The following is a 23065-nucleotide window of genomic DNA, read 5'->3' as shown; positions in this document are numbered from 1 at the left end:
CCTGATGCACCGGTACAACTGGATACGGCCGCATCAGTTCAACGACGGACTGGCGCCGGCCGTTGCGGAAGAAAAACTTAACGCAGTGTCCGGGATTAGTTGACCACTACAGTGCCAAGCGCTCGAGCGTACGCAACCCATGCTGCCGATGGGCTTCGGCTACGTCGAAGGCGTCACGCACGATTATGTTCGTCACGGCACCACCACATTGTTTGCCGCCCTGAATGTACTCAACGGCGCCGTACTCGCCACCTGCAAACCACGCCATCGACATCAGGAATTCCTGTCGTTCCTGCGCGAAATCGACAAGGCCGTCCCGGCTGATCTCGACGTGCACTGCATCGTTGACAACTACGGCAGTCACAAGCATCCGAAGGTCAAAGCGTGGCTCGCGGCACGCCCCCGCTGGCACATGCATTTCATTCCCACCTACAGTTCGTGGCTCAACCAGGTCGAACGCTTCTTTGCGTTGATCACCGACAAGGCGATCCGCAGAGGCTCGTTCAGTTCGGTCAAACAACTGATCAAGCGTATCGATCAATTTGCTTCCCACTACAACGAAAACTGCAAACCGTTCGTCTGGACCGCCTCAGCCGACTCCATCCTCGAAAAGCTGCATAGACTTTGTTCGCGAATCAGCGGAACGGGACACTAGACGACAATCGCATTTCCTGAACGTCTTCCGTTGGCGGGGGAAAACCATGGACATGCAGTTAGCGGGTGAAGAACTGATAGTCAGATTCCGGGAAACGATCGACAAGGGCGTGAGCGGAATTCTGAGGCCGTGGCAGATCAGGCGGGAGGACCGCGCGCGACTGCAGGACCACCTACGCCGAGCTTCGGTTATTAGATCTCACGGTGTGGACGTCTTTTGACGGCCGATGACAGTCATCAGCCGCGAGGCGGCGTGACTATGCGGGAGATTTTTCCAAAGACAACTTTTCTGGGAATTCCCGCACCCAAGGACGTCATTTCTGAGACGGGCGATATCGAGTCATCTCGGAAGAGATGTCCGAGTTATTGATTTCAATAGGGTGCCAAAGACACCTTTTCTGAGAGCCCACAGGTGGTCTTTTTGTAGACCCGCAAAGCATGTTTGCCGCGTTACCCGGTCGCCGCTGCTTCGAGCGAACAACAATAGCGAAGCAAGTTATCTACCTATCAGGACAACCCGTCACGCGCGTTGCGTATGGGCGTCCGCATGTTTCGCGTGCCCGGTGCCGCCACGTATTTCCTGTTCCAGAAGCGCTTTCGCGGCTTGCCACGCTCGCCCTGCGGACGCCGAATCGTTGAACGCTCTCGCTTCGACTGTCGCACCGTCCAGCAGCATCATATAAACGGCCGCCAGCCGTTGTGCCGTTTCGGGCGAAACGAGAGCCGCGAGCAGTTCGGCGATCCATTCGACCATCTTGCGGCGATAGCGGATCGCGACATCCGAGATGGGGGCATACGCCGTTCCGAATTCGGCCAACGCGCGCTCGAACAGGCAACCGGCGAATGCCGGCGTATTGAACCACGCTTCGTACCAGTCGAAAATCGTCTTGACCCGCTCGATCGGATCGGTAACGTGCTGCAGCTGCGCGTCGATACTGCCTACGATCAGGTCGTAACGCTGGACCAGCACTTCCCGGATCAGTTCGTCCTTGCTCGGAAAATGCCGGTATAGCGTCATTCGGGCGACGCGAGAATCGTCGATGATCCAGTCGACACCGACCGGATGAAAACCGTGCTTCGAGAACAGTTCGGTAGCTTTATCTACCACCAACTGGCGTTTGCTGGCTCGCACGAACGGCTCCCTCCTTGATCCTTCCGACTGCGTAGATACAACATTCTAGCATTGTACCGCTCGGTCACATCCGGTCTGGCCACTGGCCTCCTGGATTGGTCGGTCCCGCCCATGACGCGTGTTCGCAAGTTGTCTTGACTATGATATAGACCGATATGTATCATTTGAAACCGAAAAATGATGGTCGACGATGCGTGCTTTGAAAAACCAGGAACGTCAGCCATCGGTTCACCGCTCGACGGTGCCGCAGCGGGCGCAGTGGCGGAATTGAAAGAATGCGGGGGCGGCACCCAGTGCCGCTTGCCGGCTTCTGACGATGCAGTGGTAATACAAGACGACAAGAGAACCTGAGAGAGCCTTGGGCTGCGTGTCGGCGTTGGCGGATGTATTCGCACGCGCCGTGCGCAAACCGGTGCGCGCTCGCGGGGCGGGATCGCGCGAAGCAATCGGCGCGAATAAAACTCGAGGAAAGCACAAAAATGTACCGCCGTTTACTCGCACCGGGGCTGCTGTTGCTGCTGGCCGCGTGCGCGCAGGATCCGTCCGTGACCAGCAACACGGTGCGGATCTGCGACGACACCGGCTGTTCCTATCGACCTAAAGATCAGGTCTCCTACCAAAAGAAGGACGATGCGGAAGATCGCGAAGACCCTCGCATCGTCGCGCTGAAGGAGGCCGCGAAGGCCCAGCCGAAGGCTGCCTACGATCTCGGCCTGCGTTATTTCCGCGGCGACGGCGTGCGCCAGGACAGCTACCAGGCACTCAAGTGGATGCGCGACGCCGCCGAGCGCGGCGACCTGCGTGCGCAGAAGGCGCTCGGCAGTTTCTACCTGTTCGGCCTCGAGGAAATGGGCTCGGATCCGCGCGAAGCGGACAAGTGGCTGTCGATCGCGGCCGGCCGCGGCGACAAGGAATCGAAGAAGCTGCTCGAGCTCGCGCGCAAGGCGAAGAAGGAAGACGAAGAAGACTGGAAATGGCGCACGCAATGGCGTGACGTCTATTACGGCTACTGGAACTCGGGCTATCCGTACTACGGCGTCTGGAATCAGACGTACTGGTACTACTGACCGGGCCGGAAGCAACGGGGGCGGCAGCGGGGAGACCACCATCGCGCGCCACGCCGGGGGGCTTATCGACGTTCGTACGGACACGTAAGCCGAACAACGACTCTATCGATCGATAACGACATGAAGACCATCCTTTCCCATCGCCTCACCCAAGGTGCGCTGGTTGCAGCGCTTTGCGCGTCCGTCGCGGGCTGCGGCGGCGTGGTGACGCCCGGCGGCCAGAACGCCGGCGTGACGGGCGCCGCGGCAGGCGGCACGAGCGCCGGCGCCGATTCGGGGCTGCAGCGCTGCGCGTCGCCGCTCGGCACGATCGCGGTCGACGACGGCCGCAACGCCGACTGGTGGGGCCCGTTCGGCAGCGCGACCAAGATGACGACGATTGACCCGCTGCTGCGCCTAGCGGTGCAGCAGTCGAACTGTTTCGTGATCACGTCGATCGGCAACCAGAAGAGCGACGCGCGCCTGTCGCGCATCACGCAGTTGCAGCGCAGCTCGGGCGAATACCGCGCGGGCTCGAAGCAGCAGAAGGGCCAGCGCGTCGCGGCCGACTACTACATGGAACCGCAGATCGTCATCAACGATTCACCGATCGGCGGGATCGGCAGCATGATCGGCGGGCTGATCGGCAACGGCGCGGTGGCGGCGGTGGCCGGCCACCTGCAGGCGAAGGCATCGGTCGTGACGCTGACGCTGTTCGACGTGCGCTCGGCCGTGCAGATCGCGGCGTCGGAAGGCAGCTCGACGGCGACCAACTACGGCGCGGCGCTGGGCGGTTTCGGCGGCGGCGTGGGCGGCGCGCTTGCGGGCTTCTCGTCGACGCCGGAGGGCAAGGCGACGGTCGTCGCGTTCATCGACGCGTACAACAAGATGGTCGTCGCACTGCGCAGCTACAAGGCGCAGGACGTCAAGGGCGGCCTCGGCCGCGGCGGCCAGCTTCAGGTCAATTGACGTCCACGGACCGGCGGCGCGCCGCCGGCCGATTTCCGATACGTGAATGTCCGTGCGTGCGGCGTGATCTGCACGTATCGGCTTCGTTCGTCCTTTTCGTTCCGAGGTGACTCCGATGAAAGCCGTTGCATTGATCGCATTGACCTGTCTGGCGCTGACCGCTTGCGGCGGCGACAACAATTCCTCGTCCGCATCGTCCGGCAGCGGATCGGGCACGAGCAATAACGGCGGAAGCGGCGGCACTGGCGGCACGGGTTCCGGCGGTACGGGAAGCGGTGGCAGCGGCGGTTCGAGTGGCTCGGGCGGCAGCATGCTGACGCTGCGCTACGACGCCCAGCCGACCGCGGCGGATCAGGCCGGCTTCCTGACGCTGCTCAACAGTGAAGGCGCGAAGGGCTATCGTTATCTGGGCGACTACTTCTACAACGCGTCCAACGGCGGTTCGCGCTCGATCTTCGTGAGCGACGGCACCGCACAGACGTACACGTACCAGCTGCAGTCGACGCCCGCCGACATGACGGGCTTCGTCAGCCAGGCCAACGCGCAAGGCGCGAGCGGTTACCGCTTCGAAGGGCCGCTCACGTACGGCTATCTCTATCGCAAGGACGGCGGCTCGTCGGCCACCTATACGTATGCGACAACGGGCCTGCCGGCCGACACGAACGCGTTCCTCGCGCAGGCGAACGGCCAGGGCCAGTCGGGCTACTGGTTCGTGGGCCCGATGATGGTCGGATCGGTGCAGGCGAACGTGTACATGAAGAACAACGCGTCGAATTCGACTTATACGTACAACGCACTGGTGCCGACGTCGAACGTCGGCGACTTCATCGCGCAGGCCAACAGCGAAGGCGCGAAGGGTTATCGCGCGAAAGGCGGGATGCTGTTCGGCAGCACGATTTCGTGGGTCTACGTGAAGGACCAGACGCAGTCGCCGACCTTCACGTACCAGTCGGCCGCGATCCAGGCGACCGGCGCCGGCTTCGTCCGGCAGTCGAACGATTTCGGCGCGCAGGGCTCCGCGTATCTGGGCGATCTCGCGCTTGGCACGACGACCCCGGTGATGGCGTCGTTCTATTTCAAGCCAGCCAACTGCACGGGCTTCCTGTGCACGACGCTGAATCCGCTCACGCAGAACTGAGCGGGTGCCTCTGGCGCAGCAGCATTGCGCAGGTCATTCGCTGCTGAATGACCCGCGCCCGCTGGATCGAGTGCCTCAGGTGCGCCACGTCATCCGTGGACGCATCTTTTGCCGCCGGCTTGCCGGCGGTATTTCGTTTTCGCGTACGGCAGAAGCCGGCCAAACGCCGGCCCCTTTTTGTCCGGCGGACCAGAAAATCGGCCGGAACCGAAGCGAAGCTGCCGGCCTCCATCGACCGCCGGGCCGGGGAAACGCTGATTCGTTTTCCTGAGGGACAGAAGCCGTGCCGGACGCTGGTTTCCGCGAGTGCATCACCTACAATGTAAAGATGGTCGCGACCTGTCAAGGAGGCTGCCATGACTCAGTCAATGATTAGCTTTGTAGTTGGCCTGGCGGTCGTACTCGCCATCGCGGTCATGCTGGCGCTGCGTTACCTGCGCGACCACAAGGGCGAAGGGATGGTTCAGTGGCTTGACGCACATCACATGGGCTGGATGCACCACAAGCACTGACGGCGTGGTCGATGATGCGGTTCCGATCACGCTCCACGAAGCAGTGACGACAGTTGTGCGCGACGCTGAACAAGCCGCCGCGCACGCTGCGCGTCGTTTGGGTCGTGGGGCCGGGAAAATGCTGGCCGGCGGCCGCCCAGTCCGGTTGATGACAATAGTGTGGCCTGGAGGGAATCGTGCCGTTGATGGCCCTTGACGCGAGATAGCGCTTGCATGGCCGTGATATAGGGCGCATTCTCATGAGGTTCGATGTGTGCGACCGGTGATTTTGTTTCGACTCCTTACGCTTCCCCCTGTCCGCACGGTTCCGCAGAACGCTCACCACGATGACCCCGCGCGCGAACGTCGAAGCTGCGAACGTCGTGCGTCAACCCGGCCTCCCCGCGAGGCTCGATCCGGCAGTTCAGTGCGCAACAGAGGCCGTCGGCGGCAAGCCCGCGGGTAGTCCGTTCGTGCCTCCTGGGCCGGACGACGACGAAATTCGGTCGCCGCGACGGTCCTGACATTTGAAATTCATTTTTCGGGAACCGGCATGCCCAAGCAAACCGAAGGAAAGTCAGCCACGTCCGTCAGGCAAAACGATTACGTCGACGCGCAAAAGTCCCGCGCCCAGGCACTGAAGCGCGCGGACATCGAGCGCGCCGAGAAGCGACGCGAAAATGATGCCCGCCTCGATGTCAACGCGAGCAAGTGGCGTTATATCTGCCAGGAGGGTTAGATGGGAAAAATCGACGCGGCACTCAACTTCCCTAATCCCAGTCGCACCTACGACATGTCCAGACACTGCGTGTGCTTCTGGGGCTACGACAATGCTCGCGAGATTACCTTTCTGGTCGACGATGCGATGCTGGCGAAACTGAACTCCGACATGGATTCGAGCGAGCCCGCGTTGCTGGCGGCCTTCGACCGCAACCGCGACCGGATCCTGGGGCTCGCCAGAGATCTTTACAAGGGCGGCCCCCAGAACAGGTACATGATCTCGTGAGACGGGGCCGGTTTGCGCACGCACCCGACCCGACGTGTGCCTTCCTTCTGACCTGCACTGGCCGTGAGTAGTCGTCTGCGGGCGTCGGGACTGCCGATCGTTCGGGCGGAGAGCACGGACGGCTCGGTCCGGCGGGCACGCGACCATTTCCTGTCGATCGCATACTGAAGAGTTCGGGGAAAACAAGCACTCGCACCTCGGCGAATTCGACGTTGAAGGAAGGGGAAGGCGCGCGCCGGATTCCCCGACATGATGACGGCCGCGCTTCAGCGTCGAGCCATCCGGTTTTGTACAGTGCGTATGCGGTATTCCGGGTCTGAGGTGGACATGGATCGGTTAAGGCATGCGCTGCTTGATTATCACGAACGCAGCAAGCACCGTCTCGACTTGTACGCTCCCGGCCCCGGGAGGCTCGACTGGGCAACCCAGCCGGACCCGTTCCGGGTGTTTCGCGGCGCACCGCGCGTTGCTCTGCCATTAGCCGCGGACACGCTGGCCACGCGCTACAACGCGTTGCGTTGCGGCAACCTGCCGCCCGCGCACGAATTCGATCTGTCCAGTCTGGCAATCCTGTTCGAACTCTCGCTCGGCTTGTCGGGGTGGAAATCCTATGGCGCCCAGCGATGGGCACTGCGCTGCAATCCTTCGAGCGGGAATCTGCATCCAACCGAGGGCTATCTTCTGTGTCCGGCCCTGCCCGGCTTGTCCGCAGGCGTCTACCATTACCTGAGCCGGGATCATGCATTCGAACATCGTGTCGCGGTGGACGAGCCGCAATGGACCGACGCGTTTTCGGGAAGTGGCGTCCTGGTCGGCATCAGCTCGATCCATTGGCGCGAAGCGTGGAAATATGGCATGCGCGCGTGGCGCTACTGCCAACAGGATTGCGGCCATGTCGTCGCTGCGATGAGTTATGCAGCAGCTGCGCTCGGCTGGCAGACGCGATTGATGGAGGCGGCTGCGGATGATGCAGTGGCCGATTTGCTTGGCGTGGACCGCCGCGAAGATTTCAGCGAAGCCGAAGCGGAGGCGCCGGATCTTTTGCTCTGGATCGGCAACCCCGAGATGCGACCCGATCTCGACAGCATGCGGATCGCTTTGGGCAGCGCACGGTGGCACGGGCGCGCGAATCAACTGAGTTCGGGGCATGTGGCCTGGCCGGACATCGATTCGATTCATCGCGCCACGCACAAGACCCGTACTCGCGAACCACCGTCGCCGAACCCGGAGCCGTGCCCGGCGCCGGCGACGCCAGCCCTCGATCTCGGCTTCGCCCGAATCGCCAGACAGCGTCGCAGCGCCGTGAATTTCGATGGCACGACGCGCATCGGCGACGCGGCCTTCTTCAGCATGCTGACCTGCCTGCTGGCACGTCCCGGCACACCGCCGTGGAATGCGCTGACGTCTCCTGCCGCGGTGCAGGCGGCGCTGTTGGTGCATCGCGTCGACGGCCTGGAGCCGGGCCTCTATATGCTCGCAAGAAACCCTGGCGCACTGCAGGATCTCAAGCGATCCCTGCGTCCGGAATGGCTGTGGCAAAAGACCGGGCCGGACGACCTGCCGCTCTATCTTCTACTGCCTTACGATTTGCGCGCGGTGGCAAGGTTGATCTGCTGCCACCAGGATATCGCCGCCGATTCCTGCTTTGCGCTCGGGATGATCGCGAGATTCGAAATCGCGTTGAAGCAGCCATGGCGTTATCGCCATCTGTTCTGGGAATGCGGGATGCTTGGCCAGGCGCTCTATCTCGAAGCAGAAGCCGCCGGCGTGCGCGCGACGGGGATCGGCTGCTTTTTCGATGATGAAATGCATGCATTGCTCGGCGCGAAGGATCATGCCTGGCAATCCCTGTATCACTTCACCGTCGGTGGCGCGATGGACGATCCACGTCTGTCGGAATTTCCGCCGTACGAGAGGCAGCCTTGACGGACAGTCCACGCGTCGATCCTGTCCCGATTCGACCTCTCCGGTCAATTTCACCCGGAGTGCTAGGATGATTGAACACGTGCAGAAAGTCATCATGGACGATTTCACATTCAGTACCAAAACGCACTTTGCGCGCATTCGTGTGATGGAATCTGCGCGTGGTGCGTACCGAGGTTATGTGTATTTGCGCCGCACCAACGAGGGGCCGAACGATGATCCCCCATATCCGACCGATTTCGATCGGGAGCAGTACGATCTCGCGCTCGAAGATGCCAAGATCCTCGCGCAGCGTCTGCTTCGCGAGTTCGAGTCTTGAGCCGATGACGCGTCGTGGCGTCGAGCCGCTCCGGGTGGAGGCCGCAATCACTGCGGGAGCGACCTATGTCGGGGCAGCCATCTCCGATTGACAATCATCTGCTCGCAGCCTTGCCGGCAGAAGCTCTGGCGCATATTTCGCCGCATCTTGTGCTGGTCGACATGCCGTTGGGAAAGGTGCTGTACGAGTCGGGTGGCGCGCTCAGTCATGTCTATTTTCCGACGACATCCATCGTCTCGCTGTTGTACGTGATGGAGGACGGCTCGTCAGCCGAAATTGCCATCGTCGGCAACGACGGGTTGATCGGCATAGCGCTGTTCATGGGGGGCGAAACGACCCCGAGCCGCGCGATCGTCCAAAGCGCCGGACACGCTTACCGACTCGATGCACGCATCCTGAAAGACGAGTTCCGTCGAGGCGGGTCGATGCAGCGGCTCTTGCTGCGCTACACCCAGGCGCTCATTACCCAGATGGCGCAAACCGCCGTCTGCAATCGACACCATTCAATCGATCAGCAGCTGTGCCGCTGGCTGCTGCTCAGTCTCGACCGGTTGCCATCGAGCGAACTGAAAATGACGCAGGAGTTGATCGCCAACATGCTCGGTGTCCGACGGTCGGGCGTGACGGAAGCTGCGCTGAAACTTCAGGATGCCGGATTGATCCGCTACAACTATGGACACGTCGAGGTATTGGATCGCTCCGGGCTCGAAAAGCGTGTGTGCGAATGCTACGGCGTGGTCAGGCGAGAATTCGACCGCTTGCTTCCCGATTTGAAACGCCTTTAGAACCGGCACCGAGGCCACGCGCCTGTCCGTGCCATCGGGTCCGTACGGCAGCGTACCGACTGCCGGCGCCCGCAGGCGCATGGTCTTATATGACGCACAGACTGCTGATCGGCCGCGGACGTCATGGAGAGAGGTATGCCGTGATGGAAGCGGGCCGTTGCGATCCGTATCGCCTGCGCAGCTTGATCTCGACTCGGGCGGTGCAAGCCAATCCATGACGAAACGCGGTTTCCTGAGGGAGCTTGTCGATGAACGATCATCCGAAACGAGAAAAGAATTCGCAGGACGGGCAACAGGAACAGGCGGACGCACGCGCGACCGACGACGGCATGCCCGTTGTTCATCCGGACTGGCAAAGACGCCCTACCTTTTCGTGGAAAGCCGTCACACCCAAGCAACGCATTTCCGATGCAAGGAAACGTCTGGGCATGGGTTTTATGTCGAACCATTAACCGAGGCGTAGCAAAACTCCTCGCTCTCAAACAGAACGAGGGGCCGCCCCAGCAAGGCGGAAATCGAAGCCGGCCAAGCGCCGGCTTTTTACTTTGGCACGTCGCTCGTTACGACAAACAGATGAATCCGCTGAGCCTTGTTCGCGAGCTACGCCAGGACAAGTTCGCGGCACGAGGACCGCGATGCGGTTACGCCATTTCGTTCGTACACTCGGCCACTAACGCTTCGCGGCTTATATGGCTGGCGCGATTTCGCCACGGCATCGATTTTGTCCACGAGCTCCTTGGCGCATTGCTCATACAGTGCATCGACCCGATCGGTCGCTCCGTGGCCCTGTCCGGGTACGTCACCGTACAGATTTGCAGCGCAATCCGGCGCACGTTCTGAACGGGTACCCAAACCGCTGATGCCTGGGTGCCAGAGGGCAACCGGGCGAACGGGTGTCGTGCTTCGTGACGCTGCCGGAAGTCGGCATCATCGAATGGAGCGCCGCCATGAATCCCGTCACACTATTTCTTTCCGCCGCCTTTATGCTTGCCGCGCTAGCCGTCGGCGCCTTGGTCAATCCGTATCTCGCGTTACCCTTCTTCATCGTCGCCGTCCTTGTCGCGCTCTCCGTGAAAGTGGCAAATGTCTGGGAGAAGTTCGTGATCCTGCGCGTCGGGAAACTGCAGAGCGTCAAGGGTGCCGGTTTTTTCATGATTATCCCGATACTGGACAACGTCGTCGCAGTGATCGACGAGCGTATTCAAACGACGGCGTTCAACGCACAGGAGGCGCTGACCAGGGATACTGTGCCGGTCAACGTCGACGCCATCATTTTCTGGCACGTACACGACGCTCAGAAGGCGGCACTCGCCATCACTGATTACCGGCAGGCCATCGATCGCGTCGCCCAGACCTCGCTGCGGGAGATGATCGGTTCATCGATGCTGGCCACGCTGCTCTCCGATCGAAAGGCTGCCGATGAACACCTGGCAGACGAGATCGGTAGAAAAACCGCAGACTGGGGTATCACGGTACGGTCCGTGGAAACCCGGGATGTGGCGATCCCTGTCGCGCTGCAGGATTCGATGTCACGGCAGGCGCAGGCGGAACGCGAGAAGCAGGCGCGCGTGATACTCGGTTCGGCGGAGGCCGAGGTGGCGGCGAAATTCGTCGAAGCTTCGAAAGTCTATGAAAATCACCCGTCCGCACTTCAGTTGCGGGCAATGAACATCATCTATGAAACGACGAAGGAGCGCGGGGCCACGATCCTGATTCCGAGTTCGATGGTGGACAGCTTGAACCCGGTCCTGGCGTTGGCAATTGCCGGGCATGACGTGGCGGAGTCGACATCGCCGCCGACGCTCAAGACAGCGGCCTAGCCATGCAGACAGCGCGTGTCGCTCGCGACCGCGCTGCTCCGTGGCGCGGAGCCGTTACCGGGCCGAAGCGCAGAACGAGGAAACGCTACGCAGATATGGGTTGGGCACGCCGGACGACGGGCCCCGGTCGCCCGAGCGGTGTCGTTGTGCGGAGCAGCGCTGGATCAAGGCCAGTGCCGAATGCTCGACCCGCCTTGGCCAGTGTGTCTGATGCCGCAACGTCTGCGTTGCAGCCTGCGCGATGCGCGCACGACGACACGAGGCGCGAACGTCAACCGCCGCCTGCGCCGGGAGCAGTGTCGCGTCATTTATTTCACCTGATGGTCGGGACGGAAGTAGCGCCACTTGCTCGCATTGGAGTCGATGCGGGCGTCGTTTTGCGTACGCTTGTCGGTCCGTTCGATGTCGGCCCGGGCGAGGTCGTCTCGCTGCTTTTGCCGGGTTGCCTGATCGCGTCGATCGATTGCCGTGCTTTCCTGGTATTTCATGATTCCCTCGGAGCGAGGTGAGCGGGTTGTCGGCCAGTCGCGGCGAATTCGCCGCGGTTGGTGGGTCGGATCTCTGCTGGAGCGATCTCGTTATCGACGATGTCCCTGCCGAATTGCATCGCCAGTTCGACGGCGAACACCGCCGTTTGCGGCGCGCCTTCGTGGAAAACGGCCGTGTCGCGTGGCGCGGCCGCGGAGGCGGTCGAGGCCGGGCAGCAGCCAGCGGCACGGTTGCCGATCGATCGAGTGATGCGGTTGCAGACGGCGGTCTGCGCCATCTGCGTGATTGGACGCATTGTCGCTCGTGCGAGTGCTGCCGCGATCAGACATGCTCCCTGAGGTAGCGGATGCACTTCATCCGTAGACTCGCCCGACCCGCGAGAGCGTCTCGTGGAGGGGGCGCCGGGTCTTTCGCCGCACCAACGAGCGGCTCCGAAAATGCAGCGTTGTCGACCGGGCGGACCGACTTCGCTATCTGAAGCGACGCATGGCCTATCCAGACACGATCGCGCCACTCGCATTTCGCGCGATGGACGATCAGCCAGCCTTGCAGCGATTCGACGAGCTGAAAGGGCGACAGCCACTCGCGAGACTGCCTTTGGGTGACGAGTTGCAGGACAACCAGGAAATAGAGCAAATCAACGTACTTGGTCGGGACGCGCATAGTCCATCTTCTGGTTGTCGATGCTCGCGAGTGTGGCGGCGTCGGCTCATCCCTGGATGCTGAGCGCCTTCTCGATCGCGGCAATCAGTTTGAACGCATCGTCCCGCCCGATCAGAAAACCGCGGCTGGTGTACTCGCATCCGAACGCATAGAAGCTCGGCAGCAGTGTCACCATGTCTTTCTGCTGATCGAAATCGACTTCGCATTTCGTCAGCGGGAAAAACGGCGGCTCTTCGTCCGGCATCTTGTACACGATGTGCTCCCTAGTACATTTTGCGGGGCGGCAACATGCGCTTCGCGCGCAGGCGCTGCCTGGAAACGGCGCTGGCCTTTTTCCGCTTGCGTTCCGTCGTCGGTTTTTCGTAGCTGGTGCGACTGCGCAACTCGCGAATCAGCCCGGTTTTCTCGATGGTGCGTCGGAATCGCCGCAGCGCGACGTCGATCGGTTCGTTGACCTTGAGTGTGACTGTTGTCATGTGGATCCTGTTTGGGAACGTTTGAACGGAAAACTAGCCGAGTCGTGTCATGACGGCGCTCGCTATCTCGTCGGACTCGAATTCCGAATATCCGGCTCCCATCGATAGCGCGCGTACCGCCACGAACATTTGCAGTTCTTGCTGATGGCTTCGTGCCGAGTCGGCGATTCCGGCGGGCAGGACGGTGCCGGTCCAGGTGACCTCACGCCGTCTGATCAAGCCGAGTAGTTCGTCGATGATCATGTTGTCCTCCAAATCGCCGACCGATTGCGTTGCGTTGCCGCGGCGTGTCAGAGCCCGTTGGAAAAGAAGCCCTGTTTCTCGCGATTGTCGTCGATGATGTTCTCGGCGTAGCGCGACGTGCGTCACCGGCGCTGTCAAACGGGGAGTTGTCGCGCAATCTGAACGTCTGGCTCTGCGTCACCGTGTCGGGGGTGCCGCGAAGGCAAATCTTGACTGCCGCGTCGAAACCGGCATCGTAGTTATGCGGACTGCCATCCGGCGCCGGTACGTGGGGGTAAATCAGTGGATAAATCTCGAATCCACGGTAGACATGCATGCTCATGGCAATCTCCTGGCGTTCGGCCACCACGAATTGCATGGGCGAACACATCCGGCCAGTATCGCCGTTGCAGGGCGTGCCGGTGGGGTGAAAGGGACAACGTTGCAGCGCGAGGGAGGGGCGATGCAGCAAGAGGGTAGATGGAGGGGTGAGCAGTCAGACGGCAAGTGATCGCCCGAATAAAGCCATCATACGCGCATCGTTTGTTGGGCGTTCAACTTATTCCGGATTGTGCGCGTCGACGCGCTTCGGCCCATCACGCCGAGATCGCGCTGCACGGCAGCGGTGGCCGCCTCTTTGCCTCTTCGTCGCGCAGCGGTTGGCTCGTTCCGCTATTACGGAGCAGGCGGGCGCTTCTTCGGGCGCGATTTCTCGATAGCGGGAGCCTTGGGCGGCACCCAGTTCAATGCCGTGCCGAGCTTGGGCAGGGTCATGGCAGGCTTGGCACGCGGAGGCGCCTTGTTACTGCGAGGTTGACTTCTGGTCATGCGGGTTCTCCTGCTGCGCGGCTTGAGCGATCCGCCGAGCGGGACTCGTCCGATCACGCACGCGCGGCTGGACACGCGCGCTGCGCGGGGGCTGGGCATCTGCATACGCGCATGTTCGACGTCCGAATGCGAAACGGATGACCCGGTCGAGCTTGCATCGGGACGCGTGGCGCCCGCGATGGAGGTGCGTATGCGCAGGAAGCGGCAGTTACGTGCCGCTCCGTGAACGGGACTGACGGCTTGTGGGGACTTACAGGCCGGTAATGTTCGACGCCTGCAGGCCTTTGGGGCCGCTCTTGGTTTCGTAGCTGACTTTCTGGCCTTCGGCGAGCGTTTTGAAGCCGTCGCCGCGAATCTCCGAGAAATGCGCGAACAGATCGTCTCCGCCTGCGTCGGGCGTGATGAAGCCGAAGCCCTTGCTGTCGTTGAACCACTTGACGGTACCGGTATCCATGTTAGATCTCCTGAAAATGGACGAGCGTATGCGCCCTGAATGGACGCGGGAAAAAATAATCAAGGAGGGAGAGGACAACGAATACCGCAGGCCGCGGTTAATGATGGGCAGCAATCGCGCTTCTTGAATACTTCAGCGGCTGACAGTACGCCTCGGCAACGAAGGTGTCAAGCGCTTTCGGCCGAGGGGCAGAACAAGCGACTGCCCAGGAAAATCAGCATTCCATAAAAATGCGCGAAAAATCCCTGCGCGCGGCCCTTCGTCGGCCCTGGCCGTACGCCGTCCCGACTGCAACGTCAGAGGGTTGCCAGCAAATGCAGCTGATGCTCGGTCTCGGTTCCGGTGATCAACGTGAAGAACCCTGTTTCCCGACGCTCGATCATCGAAAGGCCCTCTGCATCGGAGAAGATGTTCCACGCGACGTCATCGACATGTGCGTACCTTCCGCGCGTTCGCGCGAACGCTCGCAGCAGCGGGCTCGCTTCGCGGCGGAGCACCAGGCGGTCTGCATTCAACACATAGGGTGGCCAGCCGGCACGAAGGACGAGGTAGTGGGGAATGGAACTGCGGTCGATTTTCATGGGTGGCGCTGTTTGTTCCAGGGAGGGCTTACGTTAGCCGGTCCAACTCGTGTCATTGCGGTCCTTCGAACAGAGCGTCGATGTGGACGCGAGAGACCGTTGGTGACGTGCTCGTCGCTTGTGCGTCGACGCTGCTCGATTCGCTGGACATCGTCGAATGCATCTTCAGTATCGATATTCCCGGTTCGTGCAAACCAGGTACTGCATGCTTCGAATTCATCGGTGCTTCATGATGCCGGCCATGAGCATCGGCTCCCATGCGTGACCTGCCTCCTGAATGCCGGAGCCGTTTTCTGGAACCGGAGGTGCAGCTAGCCCAACTATACGCGCTGCCGTCGTGACTCACACCTCGCTACAGTACGAAGGCACGCTCCGGCGACGGGAATTCAATCGAAATTTCGCTACACAAACGTATAGAACGGCGTAGCATCGAATTATCGGGTGACCAATGACCGATCCCAGCGCCTTGCTCAGCGTGCCCCTCTGAATGCGATTCGGCCTCTCACCGTGGCCGATCGTCCGGGCACCATTGATAGTGCTGACGTTCCCCTCTTGTCCCGTCGCTTGAGCGTGGCTTCGGAGGTATTCCGGAGCAACGGGCTTTCATTTCTGCCTACGGGCGGCACTTCATTCGCCGGTCTATCCGCGACCATCGCTGCGAGGTCGATGCGGATGCTTTCCTGATGTTCGTATCGGGTCGTGCGCCACACTGCAAAAGCGAGATGGCGAGTCGTGAATCCTGTCAGGAGGCCGATCGGACAATGGCACTTCTTGAAGTCCGACGCTTTCTCGCGCTGCTCCCGCGACAGCCTGGTTCGCGGTAACCCAACAGGGAGGAGCCCATGCTCTTCAATTCGACACGGTTCCGAATCGATCCGACACCCCGCAGGGCTGACGGAGAGTACATCGCGCATGTGAGGATCACCACGGTTCTTCTGGATGGAGGCGAGCGGGAAGTGCACGCCAGCGGCGATCTGGCTGGTTTCGATGCGCGCGATGACGCGGTTGCATACGCGACAAAATGGGCCGAAGGATGGCTGACCGCCCAATTTGGTTGAAGCGAGCGCTGCTTGGAGCAAGTCTCCGTCGCACTCGTTTGCGTCGACTGTAACTTCAGCGACATGACCCGCATTTGTGCTCGGTGTTGAGGCCGTTTGCGGCAGCAGGATCGTGCACAAGACACTCGTTCTACTTTCGCAAGCGGCCAAGGACACAGGCGGCCGACACAACGCCGGATCTGCGGCGTGTGGCTCGCACGGCGACGGCAGGGTGTCGACGAACGCGCTGCAGTCCTGCCGAGCGATTTCGGCCTGGATCACCGCGTTGCCCGGGAAATGGTCGATCGCCCGAGGACGTCGAAATCCTTGTGCAGACGAAGCGACAGCGTTGTTGTCTTGTTCGGCATACCCCTACCCCCTATATGGAAAATCCTTTCCGGATATACTCCCCCCCGGTATATGAAAGGATTGCCATGAGCCACACCGTCAAGGAAAAGCAGAAGCTGCTGAATCGTGTCCGCCGGATCAAGGGACAGGTCGAAGCGATCGAACGCGCGTTGGAGGAAGAGCGCGGTTGCAACGAAATCCTCCAGCTCATCACGAGCGGCCGCGGTGCGATGAACGGCCTGCTCGCGGTCGTGCTCGAGGATCACATCCGCAGCCATCTTGTCGATGCCGAAGGGCACGAGGACGAGGGCAGCGCGACCGAACAGCTGATCGAAGTCGTTCACAGCTACTTCAAATAATCGGGGCAGGGATGAGCGACTTCAGGAACGACGCCTTCGGTGCAGGGCACGACCACATTTTTCTCGGCGTGGCACACGAACAGAACGAACGCAGGACCTGGATGGTCATCGCGCTGTGCGCGGCAATGATGGTGGTCGAGATCGTCGGCGGGTCGATTTTCGGCTCGCTGGCGCTCATCGCGGACGGGCTGCACATGTCGACGCACGCGGGCGCGATGCTGATCGCCGCGCTCGCGTACACCTACGCGCGCCGGCATGCGAGCGACCCGCGATTCGTGTTCGGCACGGGCAAGCTCGGCGACCTGGCCGGCTTCACGAGCGCCATCGTGCTCGCGATGATCGCGCTGCTGATCGGCTATGAAGCGGTCGCGCGTCTGCTCGCGCCCGTTCCGATCCATTTCGACGAGGCCATTCCGATTGCGGTTGCCGGCCTGCTCGTCAACATCGCGAGCGTCTGGCTGCTGAGCGGCGATCATCATGGGCACGGTCATGGACATCGCCACGGGCATGGGCACGACGATCACGACCATGACCACGATGAGGCGACGCACAAGGTCTTCGACCAAGGCGGCGCGTTCTTCGTGTCGATCTTCGAAGACGGCGTGCCGCCTGTGTTCCGGATCGCACCGGCGATCTCCGGCACGACGCTCGGCGACTTCACGGCTGCATCGATCACGACGATTCGTCCGGACGGTACGCGGCAGGCGTTCGCGATGAGCGTGCGCGGTGCGTGCCTGGAGTCGGTCGAGAACATTCCCGAGCCGCATGAATTCAGGGCGATTGTCCGGTTGAACGGGCGCGAGCACGAACTCGCATTCGAGGAGCACGACCATGGCGCGTCCGCGGCGGCGGCGCGCGATCACAACATCCGGTCGGCCTACGTCCACGTGATCGCCGACGCGGCGGTCTCCGTGCTGACGATCGTCGGGCTGCTGCTTGCGCGCGCGTTCGGCTGGCTCTGGATGGACCCGCTGGCCGGCATCATCGGTGCGCTCGTGATCGCGAACTGGTCATACGGATTGATGCGCGACACCGGCGGCATCCTGCTCGACATGAGTGCGGACCGTCGGTTGGCGGACAACGTGCGCAGCGCAATCGAAGGCGGCGGCGACACGATCAACGACCTGCACGTCTGGCGTCTCGGGCCGGGGCACATGAGCGCGGTCGTGTCGGTGGCGACGGACGACCCGAAGCGGGATTCGCGCTTCTATCACGGCGTGCTCCAGCGGTTCAAGGATCTGTCGCATGTCACCGTCGAAGTCGTGCCGGCGACGCGGAGGCAATAAGCATGGCGGTCAAATCGCCCTGCATCGACGTGTGCTCGTTCGACGGCAGAACGGGCTATTGCGTGGCGTGCCTGCGAACGCGGGACGAAGCGCGCGCGTGGAAGAAGATGACGGATCATCGGCGTCACCAGATCGTGAACGACCGGGGCCGGCGGCAGGCAAAGCTGGCACGGGAAACATCGGACTGATCGCGCACGCGCGGCAATCGCGGTGGCGGCGGCCGCGATCCGGAAAACCTGGATTCGACAAAGGCATCGATCCGTGCGCCGGCATCGGCCGGATCGAATTCGGCGCCGACGCTTTACCATTTCGCCATGTCACAAGCGCTGTTCCCGGCGTTACCCGCGCTTGCGCACCCGCCACCGCGCACACTTGAACAGCAACCGAAGCGCACCGACACCGCCCGCTACCGGAATCCGCGGCAGCAGAAACGGATCGTCGGACGCGTCGGCGCACCCGCGCCGGGTCGTCGTCGCATTGCCGTACCCGGCGGCGATGACCTGATCGCGGACGCGCGCGTCCAGATCGCCGTACGGATAGCAGAACGATTCGACGCGCCGGCCGCTCAACGCTTCGAGCCGCCGCTTCGACTCGGTTACCTGAAGATCCGACACGTGCGCCGGCACGTGTGACAGCGCGACGTGATCGAGCGTGTGCGAGCCGATTTCATGGCCGTGATCGTGCCACGCGAGCATGTCCTTGCACGTCATCAGCGGCGAGCGTGCGGTATCGGCGCCCGCATCCCAGTCGTTCTCGCCGCCGAACCGGCCGGCGACGAAATAGCAGGTCGCGGTGAACCCGAGCTCGTCCAGCACGGGCATCGCGTGCGTGAGCACGTTGAGAAAGCCGTCGTCGAACGAAATGCCGAAGACCTTCCCGCTGCGCTCCCCGCGCAGATACGGCTGCAGTTCGCGCACGCTCAGGCCGCGGTAGCCGAGCCGCCTGAACAGCGTCATCTGGCGGCGGAACGCGTCGGGCGCGACGCTCAGGCCGCGCAGCCGGTCGGGCGGCAGCGGGCGTATCTGGTGATACATCAGGATCGGATAGCGCGTGGCGGATAGAAGCATCGGCGGATCGTGACAAGGCAAGGGTTATGCGTCCTTGCGGAAAATCCGCAGGGTCTTGAAGTCGCCGACCTCGACGAAATCGGCATTCGCCGCCCATTGCTCGATGATCGGTTCGGCCTTCCGATAGGCCGACGAGCCCTTGTAGAACAGCAGGTGACCTTCGCGTGCGGTATGGCGGGCAAACAGGTCGAGCACTTCCGCGTCGGTCTTCGCGCCATAGCGGCTGTTCGTCTCGTCGCGGAATTCGCACAGGTGGAACAGCGTGACGACGTCGAACGACGGCAGCAGGTCCGAGTTGCTTGTATAGACGTCGCCGAAATACGCGAGGTAGGTCTTGCTGACTTCCGGCTGCCGCGTGACGAGATCGACATACGACTTGTATTCCTTCGGCGACGCCGTCACGCCGAAGACCGTGTTGTTGAGGTGAGGCCGCGCGCATGCCACGCCGACATGGTGGTGGCCGCCGGTGCCGAAGTGATAGATGCGGATGCCGTTGAGGCGAACGGATTCCAGCCACTCGACGAAGTGCACGTCGCACGGGCACTCCTGCGTCCGGAGGTCCCAATACTTCTTCCAGATATTCATGGCCATTACATGGACCTCAACGATGCCACCCAGCGATACGGGTTGTGTCGAATCGATTTCTGATAGACGGACAAAGTTGCGTCGACGAATGTGTCGAACGAGAACTCGCGCTTGCCTTTCAGCCGCGCGCTGCGTCCCATCGCGCGGACGCAGCCGGGCTCGCGCACGATCGCGCGCAGGATCTCCCCGATCGCTTCGGGCTCGCGCGGCGGAACGACCCATCCGTCCACGCCCGGCTCGACGTTCTCGGGCAGCCCGCCCACGCGCGTCACGATCGCGGGGCAGCCCAGCGACATCGCTTCGCGGCACGCGTACGACAGGCTCTCGTGGTACGACAGCACGAACGACACGTCGATGATCGAGAACGGCGCGCATACGTCGTCGAGCCGTCCGGTGAATGCGATGCGCGACGTCATGCCGTGCCGCGCGATCTGCTCGCGCTGGTCGCATGACGGCTCCGCACCGACCAGCAGCACGCGAAACCGCTCGCGCTCGTGCTCGGGCAGGCGGCCCAGTGCCGCGATCAGATCCATCCAGCCTTTTTCCGGCGCGGTGCCGGCGCTGCTGCCCAGCACGATCGCGTCCGCGCCGGACGGCCCGAACAGCGCGACCTTGCGGCGGCGAATCTCGTCGCCCGCCAGTCGTTCCGCGGCCTGCCTGCGCACGCCGTGCTTGACGACCGTGACGTTCCCGTACGGCGACCGGAGCGCGAGCATGCCCGCGACATAGTCGCTGACCGCGATGGTGTGGTCGGTCGCAAGCCGTGCACGCAGCAGGTTGCCGAAGCTGTCGGCGCGATACGTGTTGTGCTTGGTGAGCACGACCGCGGGCCGGTGCCGGCACCCGAGGAGCGCCAGCATCACCTGCCGGTGATCGGCTGATCCGTTGACGTGAACGACGTCGAAGCGCTCGGCGACGATCCGCTGGCGCAGCCGGACAAGCTCCTGGCACAGCCGGTTCCAGCGCGGTTTGAATTCCATGTCGAAGATGGCCACGTCGGGGCTGTCCTTCAACAGCCGCGACAGGCGGCTTCCCTCCGGCGACGCGACGGTCACGCGGTGATGCCGGCTCATCGCGGCGGCGAGATCGCGGACGTAGGTATCTTGGCCGCCGCCATAGTCGCCGTGGAAGTTGGTGTACAGAATGTTCATCACGATGCCGATTTTTCCCGTTCATTCATTGGGAGGACTGCTTATCAAGCGAACGACCCGCCCTGTCTGGAACAATGGCTCGAACGCGGCTGCGCATTCCCGACTCGCGATTGCGCATTGCCGCTCGGGCGTGACGGCAACGCGAATCATTTCGAAATATTACATAGAGGTTACGTCCGGTAGTGTCGAGGTCTGCGCATCTTTGTGCGAATGTGTCGCGATCGTCTTCCCGTGTCGTCGCGGGTCGACACGGGCGGCCTGTCCGTCGAGGTCGCGGCGCTCGATGGCCGCTCGCGCCGTTCGGCCGGATCGCGACAAAACCCGCCTTTCCGGCGGCCGCATGGACGCAGATCAACCGCCTTTTCTTTCAGATTTGAAAGCAGACGCGCCATTTGCGTTAGAATGCCCCCCCTGTCCGCCCTGGCGACCGCCGGAAGCGGGCCTGTCGCACGCATGGCGACGTGAGTTCCGATTCACAGCCGGACGCGAATGATTTCCCAGCCGTTAGAAGCACACGCTCTGTAATTTGGATTGCTAATGAAGAAGAAGCACAACATTACCAAGTACATCGTCGTCGCGATGATTCTTGGTATCGCAGTGGGTTACGCGTGCCATAGCGCGTTTCCCGACCCGAAGATGGCCAAGGAAGTCGCCGGCTACGTGTCGTTGCTGTCCGACGTGTTCCTGCGATTGATCAAGATGATCATCGCGCCGCTGGTATTCGCGACGCTGACCGTCGGCATCGCGCAGATGGGCGACGGCGGCGCGGTCGGCCGTGTGGGCGTCAAGGCGTTCGGCTGGTTCTTCATCGCGTCGTTCACGTCGTTGCTGCTCGGCCTGCTGACCGCGACGATCCTGCAGCCGGGCAGCCACCTGAGCCTGCCGTTGCCGGCGTCCGACGCGGGCCTCAACCTGAAGACGGGTGCATTCACGCTGAAGGATTTCGTGGTCCATCTGGTGCCGAAGTCGATCGCCGAGGCGATGGCGAACAACGAAATCCTGCAGATCGTCGTGTTCTCGATCTTCTTCGGCACCGCGCTGTCCGCGCTCGGCGAAGCGGGCAAGCGCCTGACCGGCGTGATCGACGATCTCGCGCAGGTGATGCTGAAGGTAACGGGCGCGGTGATGTGGTTCGCGCCCGTCGCGGTGTTCGCGGCGCTGGCGTCGACGATCACGACCGAAGGGCTCGGCATCCTGCTCACGTTCGCGAAGTTCATGGCCAGCTTCTATCTGGCGCTCGCGCTGCTGTGGGGCGTGCTGACGCTCGCCGGCGTGACGTTCCTCGGCAAGCGCGCGTTCACGCTGATCCGGCTGATCCGCGAGCCGTTCCTGCTGTCGTTCGCGACGGCGAGCTCCGAGGCCGCGTATCCGAAGCTGCTGGATGCGCTCGACCGCTTCGGCGTGAACCGCAGGATCTCGAGCTTCGTGCTGCCGATCGGGTACTCGTTCAACCTCGACGGCTCGATGATGTACTGCACGTTCGCCGTGCTGTTCATCGCACAGGTGTACGGCATCCATCTGCCGCTGGGCACGCAGATCACGATGCTGCTGATGCTGATGGTGACGTCGAAGGGGATGGCGGGCGTACCGCGCGCATCGCTGGTCGTGATCGCGGCGACGCTCAACCAGTTCAACATGCCCGAAGCGGGGCTGCTGCTGATCATGGGCGTCGACATGTTCCTCGACATGGGGCGTTCGGCCACCAACGCCGTCGGCAACTCGATCGCGGCTGCCGTGGTCGCGAAGTGGGAAGGGCAGCTCGACGCGCCGCGCGACGACGACGATCCGGACGGAGGGCGCGTCATGCAGGTGAAGGTGCCGGAGACGTCGGCATCGGCATGATGCGTGGCAACGCGGCGACGACGGCGCTTTGCCTGCTCCGCGATCAATGACAATCGCCGGCCTGGATTCGAAACGGATTCAGGCCGGCGATTTGTTTTTGGGGCAATGATTCCGCATTGCATGCGGTATTTTTCCCGATTCGCCGGAAACGGCATTCGCGGTTTCAATCTTTCGTCGTTGAACCAGCTGCGATATTCCCGCGGGCGAACGGCCTGATTTCTCCGATTTCCCTCATTCCCGATCGAGCGCGCAAGTGAACATTCACTGTCGCACCGCCGCGCCCGCTGTCGGGGTGCCCGGTTGCCACGGGCGATGCGATCGAAGCCGATTCGGCGAAAAGCGCCGTGGCACGGACGGTCCGCAATTTTTTTCGATTTATATAACGCTATTCTCG

General features: G+C 62.1%; 28 protein-coding genes and 2 pseudogenes. 17 read left to right on the top strand and 13 right to left on the bottom strand.

Going from position 1 to position 23065, the window contains the following annotated elements; genetic code table 11:
- Positions 1–109: 109 nt before the first annotated feature.
- A pseudogene (locus ACNQQL_RS16320) lies at positions 110–655 on the top strand (IS630 family transposase); the annotation flags it as partial.
- Between the two features lie 519 nt (positions 656–1174).
- Here ACNQQL_RS16320 and ACNQQL_RS16315 read toward each other — a convergent pair.
- A complete protein-coding gene (locus ACNQQL_RS16315; protein ID WP_347064722.1) occupies positions 1175–1786 on the bottom strand; it encodes a TetR/AcrR family transcriptional regulator in 612 nt (203 codons plus the stop codon).
- Positions 1787–2265: 479 nt separating this feature from the next.
- On the opposite strand from ACNQQL_RS16315, the gene ACNQQL_RS16310 reads away from it, so the two are divergent.
- The 11 genes from ACNQQL_RS16310 (at position 2266) to ACNQQL_RS16260 (ending at position 11283) form a co-directional block, all read left to right on the top strand.
- Positions 2266–2853: a tetratricopeptide repeat protein gene (locus tag ACNQQL_RS16310; RefSeq protein WP_072438012.1), complete on the top strand. Its 588-nt coding sequence runs from the start codon at positions 2266–2268 to the stop codon at positions 2851–2853.
- Positions 2854–2973: 120 nt separating this feature from the next.
- Positions 2974–3801, top strand: coding sequence for a hypothetical protein (locus tag ACNQQL_RS16305; protein WP_072438013.1), 828 nt, complete (start codon positions 2974–2976; stop codon positions 3799–3801).
- 115 nt (positions 3802–3916) lie between these two features.
- Positions 3917–4939, top strand: a complete 1023-nt coding sequence (locus ACNQQL_RS16300) for a hypothetical protein (protein WP_347064721.1) — start codon at positions 3917–3919, stop codon at positions 4937–4939.
- Positions 4940–5295: 356 nt separating this feature from the next.
- Positions 5296–5451, top strand: a complete 156-nt coding sequence (locus tag ACNQQL_RS16295; protein WP_165948038.1) for a hypothetical protein — start codon at positions 5296–5298, stop codon at positions 5449–5451.
- Between the two features lie 532 nt (positions 5452–5983).
- Positions 5984–6169 (top strand): hypothetical protein, encoded by a 186-nt coding sequence (locus tag ACNQQL_RS16290; protein WP_204422190.1) that lies wholly within the window; start codon positions 5984–5986, stop codon positions 6167–6169.
- A complete protein-coding gene (locus tag ACNQQL_RS16285; RefSeq protein WP_034181437.1) occupies positions 6170–6436 on the top strand; it encodes a DUF1488 domain-containing protein in 267 nt (88 codons plus the stop codon). It begins immediately after the preceding gene.
- A gap of 249 nt (positions 6437–6685) precedes the next feature.
- Positions 6686–8362, top strand: a complete 1677-nt coding sequence (locus tag ACNQQL_RS16280; RefSeq protein ID WP_347064720.1) for a SagB/ThcOx family dehydrogenase — start codon at positions 6686–6688, stop codon at positions 8360–8362.
- A 67-nt stretch (positions 8363–8429) separates the two neighbouring features.
- Complete coding sequence (locus ACNQQL_RS16275) at positions 8430–8678, top strand: hypothetical protein (protein ID WP_347064719.1); 249 nt, start codon at positions 8430–8432, stop codon at positions 8676–8678.
- A 65-nt stretch (positions 8679–8743) separates the two neighbouring features.
- Entirely contained in the window at positions 8744–9463 is a 720-nt protein-coding gene (locus ACNQQL_RS16270) for a Crp/Fnr family transcriptional regulator (protein WP_347064718.1), read from the top strand.
- Between the two features lie 248 nt (positions 9464–9711).
- The gene (locus ACNQQL_RS16265) at positions 9712–9915 is read left to right on the top strand and encodes a hypothetical protein (RefSeq protein ID WP_072438017.1); all 204 of its coding nucleotides are present in this window, start codon (positions 9712–9714) and stop codon (positions 9913–9915) included.
- A gap of 495 nt (positions 9916–10410) precedes the next feature.
- Positions 10411–11283 carry a slipin family protein gene (locus ACNQQL_RS16260; RefSeq protein ID WP_347064729.1) on the top strand — a complete coding sequence of 291 codons (873 nt, stop codon included), beginning with the start codon at positions 10411–10413 and terminating at the stop codon, positions 11281–11283.
- Positions 11284–11591: 308 nt separating this feature from the next.
- Here ACNQQL_RS16260 and ACNQQL_RS16255 read toward each other — a convergent pair whose 3' ends face one another.
- The 9 genes and pseudogenes from ACNQQL_RS16255 to ACNQQL_RS16215 form a co-directional block, all read right to left on the bottom strand.
- Positions 11592–11771, bottom strand: a complete 180-nt coding sequence (locus ACNQQL_RS16255; protein ID WP_072438019.1) for a hypothetical protein — start codon at positions 11769–11771, stop codon at positions 11592–11594.
- Positions 11768–12049, bottom strand: a complete 282-nt coding sequence (locus ACNQQL_RS16250; protein WP_347064717.1) for a hypothetical protein — start codon at positions 12047–12049, stop codon at positions 11768–11770. The genes ACNQQL_RS16255 and ACNQQL_RS16250 overlap by 4 nt, the downstream gene beginning before the upstream one ends.
- Positions 12050–12093: 44 nt before the next feature.
- Complete coding sequence (locus ACNQQL_RS16245; RefSeq protein ID WP_072438021.1) at positions 12094–12435, bottom strand: hypothetical protein; 342 nt, start codon at positions 12433–12435, stop codon at positions 12094–12096.
- 46 nt (positions 12436–12481) lie between these two features.
- Positions 12482–12679 carry a hypothetical protein gene (locus tag ACNQQL_RS16240; protein ID WP_072438022.1) on the bottom strand — a complete coding sequence of 66 codons (198 nt, stop codon included), beginning with the start codon at positions 12677–12679 and terminating at the stop codon, positions 12482–12484.
- A gap of 19 nt (positions 12680–12698) precedes the next feature.
- Positions 12699–12911 carry a 30S ribosomal protein S21 gene (rpsU, locus tag ACNQQL_RS16235; RefSeq protein ID WP_034181433.1) on the bottom strand — a complete coding sequence of 71 codons (213 nt, stop codon included), beginning with the start codon at positions 12909–12911 and terminating at the stop codon, positions 12699–12701.
- 33 nt (positions 12912–12944) lie between these two features.
- On the bottom strand, positions 12945–13154 hold the full coding sequence (locus ACNQQL_RS16230) for a hypothetical protein (RefSeq protein ID WP_072438495.1): 210 nt from the start codon (positions 13152–13154) through the stop codon (positions 12945–12947).
- A 47-nt stretch (positions 13155–13201) separates the two neighbouring features.
- Positions 13202–13476 (bottom strand): annotated as a pseudogene (locus tag ACNQQL_RS16225) (hypothetical protein).
- A 735-nt stretch (positions 13477–14211) separates the two neighbouring features.
- Positions 14212–14415 (bottom strand): cold-shock protein, encoded by a 204-nt coding sequence (locus tag ACNQQL_RS16220; RefSeq protein WP_034181431.1) that lies wholly within the window; start codon positions 14413–14415, stop codon positions 14212–14214.
- Positions 14416–14711: 296 nt separating this feature from the next.
- Positions 14712–14996 (bottom strand): hypothetical protein, encoded by a 285-nt coding sequence (locus ACNQQL_RS16215; protein ID WP_072438023.1) that lies wholly within the window; start codon positions 14994–14996, stop codon positions 14712–14714.
- A gap of 842 nt (positions 14997–15838) precedes the next feature.
- On the opposite strand from ACNQQL_RS16215, the gene ACNQQL_RS16210 reads away from it, so the two are divergent.
- The 4 genes from ACNQQL_RS16210 (at position 15839) to ACNQQL_RS16195 (ending at position 18214) form a co-directional block, all read left to right on the top strand.
- Entirely contained in the window at positions 15839–16054 is a 216-nt protein-coding gene (locus ACNQQL_RS16210; protein ID WP_072438024.1) for a hypothetical protein, read from the top strand.
- 413 nt (positions 16055–16467) lie between these two features.
- Entirely contained in the window at positions 16468–16740 is a 273-nt protein-coding gene (locus ACNQQL_RS16205; RefSeq protein ID WP_072438025.1) for a metal/formaldehyde-sensitive transcriptional repressor, read from the top strand.
- 11 nt (positions 16741–16751) lie between these two features.
- On the top strand, positions 16752–18026 hold the full coding sequence (dmeF, locus tag ACNQQL_RS16200; protein WP_347064716.1) for a CDF family Co(II)/Ni(II) efflux transporter DmeF: 1275 nt from the start codon (positions 16752–16754) through the stop codon (positions 18024–18026).
- A gap of 2 nt (positions 18027–18028) precedes the next feature.
- Positions 18029–18214 (top strand): DUF1289 domain-containing protein, encoded by a 186-nt coding sequence (locus tag ACNQQL_RS16195; protein WP_175959801.1) that lies wholly within the window; start codon positions 18029–18031, stop codon positions 18212–18214.
- Positions 18215–18364: 150 nt separating this feature from the next.
- Here the strand turns inward: ACNQQL_RS16195 and ACNQQL_RS16190 are convergent, their stop codons facing one another.
- Genes ACNQQL_RS16190 through ACNQQL_RS16180 form a run of 3 tightly spaced genes read right to left on the bottom strand, consistent with a single transcriptional unit; the run spans position 18365 to position 20829 of the window.
- Positions 18365–19093 (bottom strand): polysaccharide deacetylase family protein, encoded by a 729-nt coding sequence (locus ACNQQL_RS16190; RefSeq protein WP_347064715.1) that lies wholly within the window; start codon positions 19091–19093, stop codon positions 18365–18367.
- Positions 19094–19117: 24 nt separating this feature from the next.
- Positions 19118–19678, bottom strand: a complete 561-nt coding sequence (locus ACNQQL_RS16185) for a hypothetical protein (protein ID WP_072438499.1) — start codon at positions 19676–19678, stop codon at positions 19118–19120.
- Between the two features lie 5 nt (positions 19679–19683).
- Complete coding sequence (locus ACNQQL_RS16180; protein WP_347064714.1) at positions 19684–20829, bottom strand: glycosyltransferase; 1146 nt, start codon at positions 20827–20829, stop codon at positions 19684–19686.
- Between the two features lie 537 nt (positions 20830–21366).
- Between ACNQQL_RS16180 and ACNQQL_RS16175 the strand changes: the two genes are divergently transcribed.
- Complete coding sequence (locus ACNQQL_RS16175; RefSeq protein ID WP_347064713.1) at positions 21367–22671, top strand: dicarboxylate/amino acid:cation symporter; 1305 nt, start codon at positions 21367–21369, stop codon at positions 22669–22671.
- Positions 22672–23065 lie beyond the last annotated feature (394 nt).

The organism is Burkholderia sp. LFS061 (assembly GCF_047978125.1).
In the GTDB taxonomy this organism is placed as follows: Bacteria; Pseudomonadota; Gammaproteobacteria; order Burkholderiales; family Burkholderiaceae; genus Burkholderia; species Burkholderia pyrrocinia_C.
This window is presented reverse-complemented; position numbering and strand designations above follow the sequence as displayed.

Bases quoted from the DNA above. Each gene is read 5' to 3' on its own strand.
- ACNQQL_RS16310 (WP_072438012.1), top strand. From the start codon at position 2,266: ATGTACCGCCGTTTACTCGCACCGGGGCTGCTGTTGCTGCTGGCCGCG.
- ACNQQL_RS16305 (WP_072438013.1), top strand. From the start codon at position 2,974: ATGAAGACCATCCTTTCCCATCGCCTCACCCAAGGTGCGCTGGTTGCA.
- ACNQQL_RS16300 (WP_347064721.1), top strand. From the start codon at position 3,917: ATGAAAGCCGTTGCATTGATCGCATTGACCTGTCTGGCGCTGACCGCT.
- ACNQQL_RS16295 (WP_165948038.1), top strand. From the start codon at position 5,296: ATGACTCAGTCAATGATTAGCTTTGTAGTTGGCCTGGCGGTCGTACTC.
- ACNQQL_RS16290 (WP_204422190.1), top strand. From the start codon at position 5,984: ATGCCCAAGCAAACCGAAGGAAAGTCAGCCACGTCCGTCAGGCAAAAC.
- ACNQQL_RS16285 (WP_034181437.1), top strand. From the start codon at position 6,170: ATGGGAAAAATCGACGCGGCACTCAACTTCCCTAATCCCAGTCGCACC.
- ACNQQL_RS16280 (WP_347064720.1), top strand. From the start codon at position 6,686: ATGATGACGGCCGCGCTTCAGCGTCGAGCCATCCGGTTTTGTACAGTG.
- ACNQQL_RS16275 (WP_347064719.1), top strand. From the start codon at position 8,430: ATGATTGAACACGTGCAGAAAGTCATCATGGACGATTTCACATTCAGT.
- ACNQQL_RS16270 (WP_347064718.1), top strand. From the start codon at position 8,744: ATGTCGGGGCAGCCATCTCCGATTGACAATCATCTGCTCGCAGCCTTG.
- ACNQQL_RS16265 (WP_072438017.1), top strand. From the start codon at position 9,712: ATGAACGATCATCCGAAACGAGAAAAGAATTCGCAGGACGGGCAACAG.
- ACNQQL_RS16260 (WP_347064729.1), top strand. From the start codon at position 10,411: ATGAATCCCGTCACACTATTTCTTTCCGCCGCCTTTATGCTTGCCGCG.
- ACNQQL_RS16255 (WP_072438019.1), bottom strand. From the start codon at position 11,771: ATGAAATACCAGGAAAGCACGGCAATCGATCGACGCGATCAGGCAACC.
- ACNQQL_RS16250 (WP_347064717.1), bottom strand. From the start codon at position 12,049: ATGGCGCAGACCGCCGTCTGCAACCGCATCACTCGATCGATCGGCAAC.
- ACNQQL_RS16245 (WP_072438021.1), bottom strand. From the start codon at position 12,435: ATGCGCGTCCCGACCAAGTACGTTGATTTGCTCTATTTCCTGGTTGTC.
- ACNQQL_RS16240 (WP_072438022.1), bottom strand. From the start codon at position 12,679: ATGCCGGACGAAGAGCCGCCGTTTTTCCCGCTGACGAAATGCGAAGTC.
- rpsU (WP_034181433.1), bottom strand. From the start codon at position 12,911: ATGACAACAGTCACACTCAAGGTCAACGAACCGATCGACGTCGCGCTG.
- ACNQQL_RS16230 (WP_072438495.1), bottom strand. From the start codon at position 13,154: ATGATCATCGACGAACTACTCGGCTTGATCAGACGGCGTGAGGTCACC.
- ACNQQL_RS16220 (WP_034181431.1), bottom strand. From the start codon at position 14,415: ATGGATACCGGTACCGTCAAGTGGTTCAACGACAGCAAGGGCTTCGGC.
- ACNQQL_RS16215 (WP_072438023.1), bottom strand. From the start codon at position 14,996: ATGAAAATCGACCGCAGTTCCATTCCCCACTACCTCGTCCTTCGTGCC.
- ACNQQL_RS16210 (WP_072438024.1), top strand. From the start codon at position 15,839: ATGCTCTTCAATTCGACACGGTTCCGAATCGATCCGACACCCCGCAGG.
- ACNQQL_RS16205 (WP_072438025.1), top strand. From the start codon at position 16,468: ATGAGCCACACCGTCAAGGAAAAGCAGAAGCTGCTGAATCGTGTCCGC.
- dmeF (WP_347064716.1), top strand. From the start codon at position 16,752: ATGAGCGACTTCAGGAACGACGCCTTCGGTGCAGGGCACGACCACATT.
- ACNQQL_RS16195 (WP_175959801.1), top strand. From the start codon at position 18,029: ATGGCGGTCAAATCGCCCTGCATCGACGTGTGCTCGTTCGACGGCAGA.
- ACNQQL_RS16190 (WP_347064715.1), bottom strand. From the start codon at position 19,093: ATGCTTCTATCCGCCACGCGCTATCCGATCCTGATGTATCACCAGATA.
- ACNQQL_RS16185 (WP_072438499.1), bottom strand. From the start codon at position 19,678: ATGAATATCTGGAAGAAGTATTGGGACCTCCGGACGCAGGAGTGCCCG.
- ACNQQL_RS16180 (WP_347064714.1), bottom strand. From the start codon at position 20,829: ATGAACATTCTGTACACCAACTTCCACGGCGACTATGGCGGCGGCCAA.
- ACNQQL_RS16175 (WP_347064713.1), top strand. From the start codon at position 21,367: ATGAAGAAGAAGCACAACATTACCAAGTACATCGTCGTCGCGATGATT.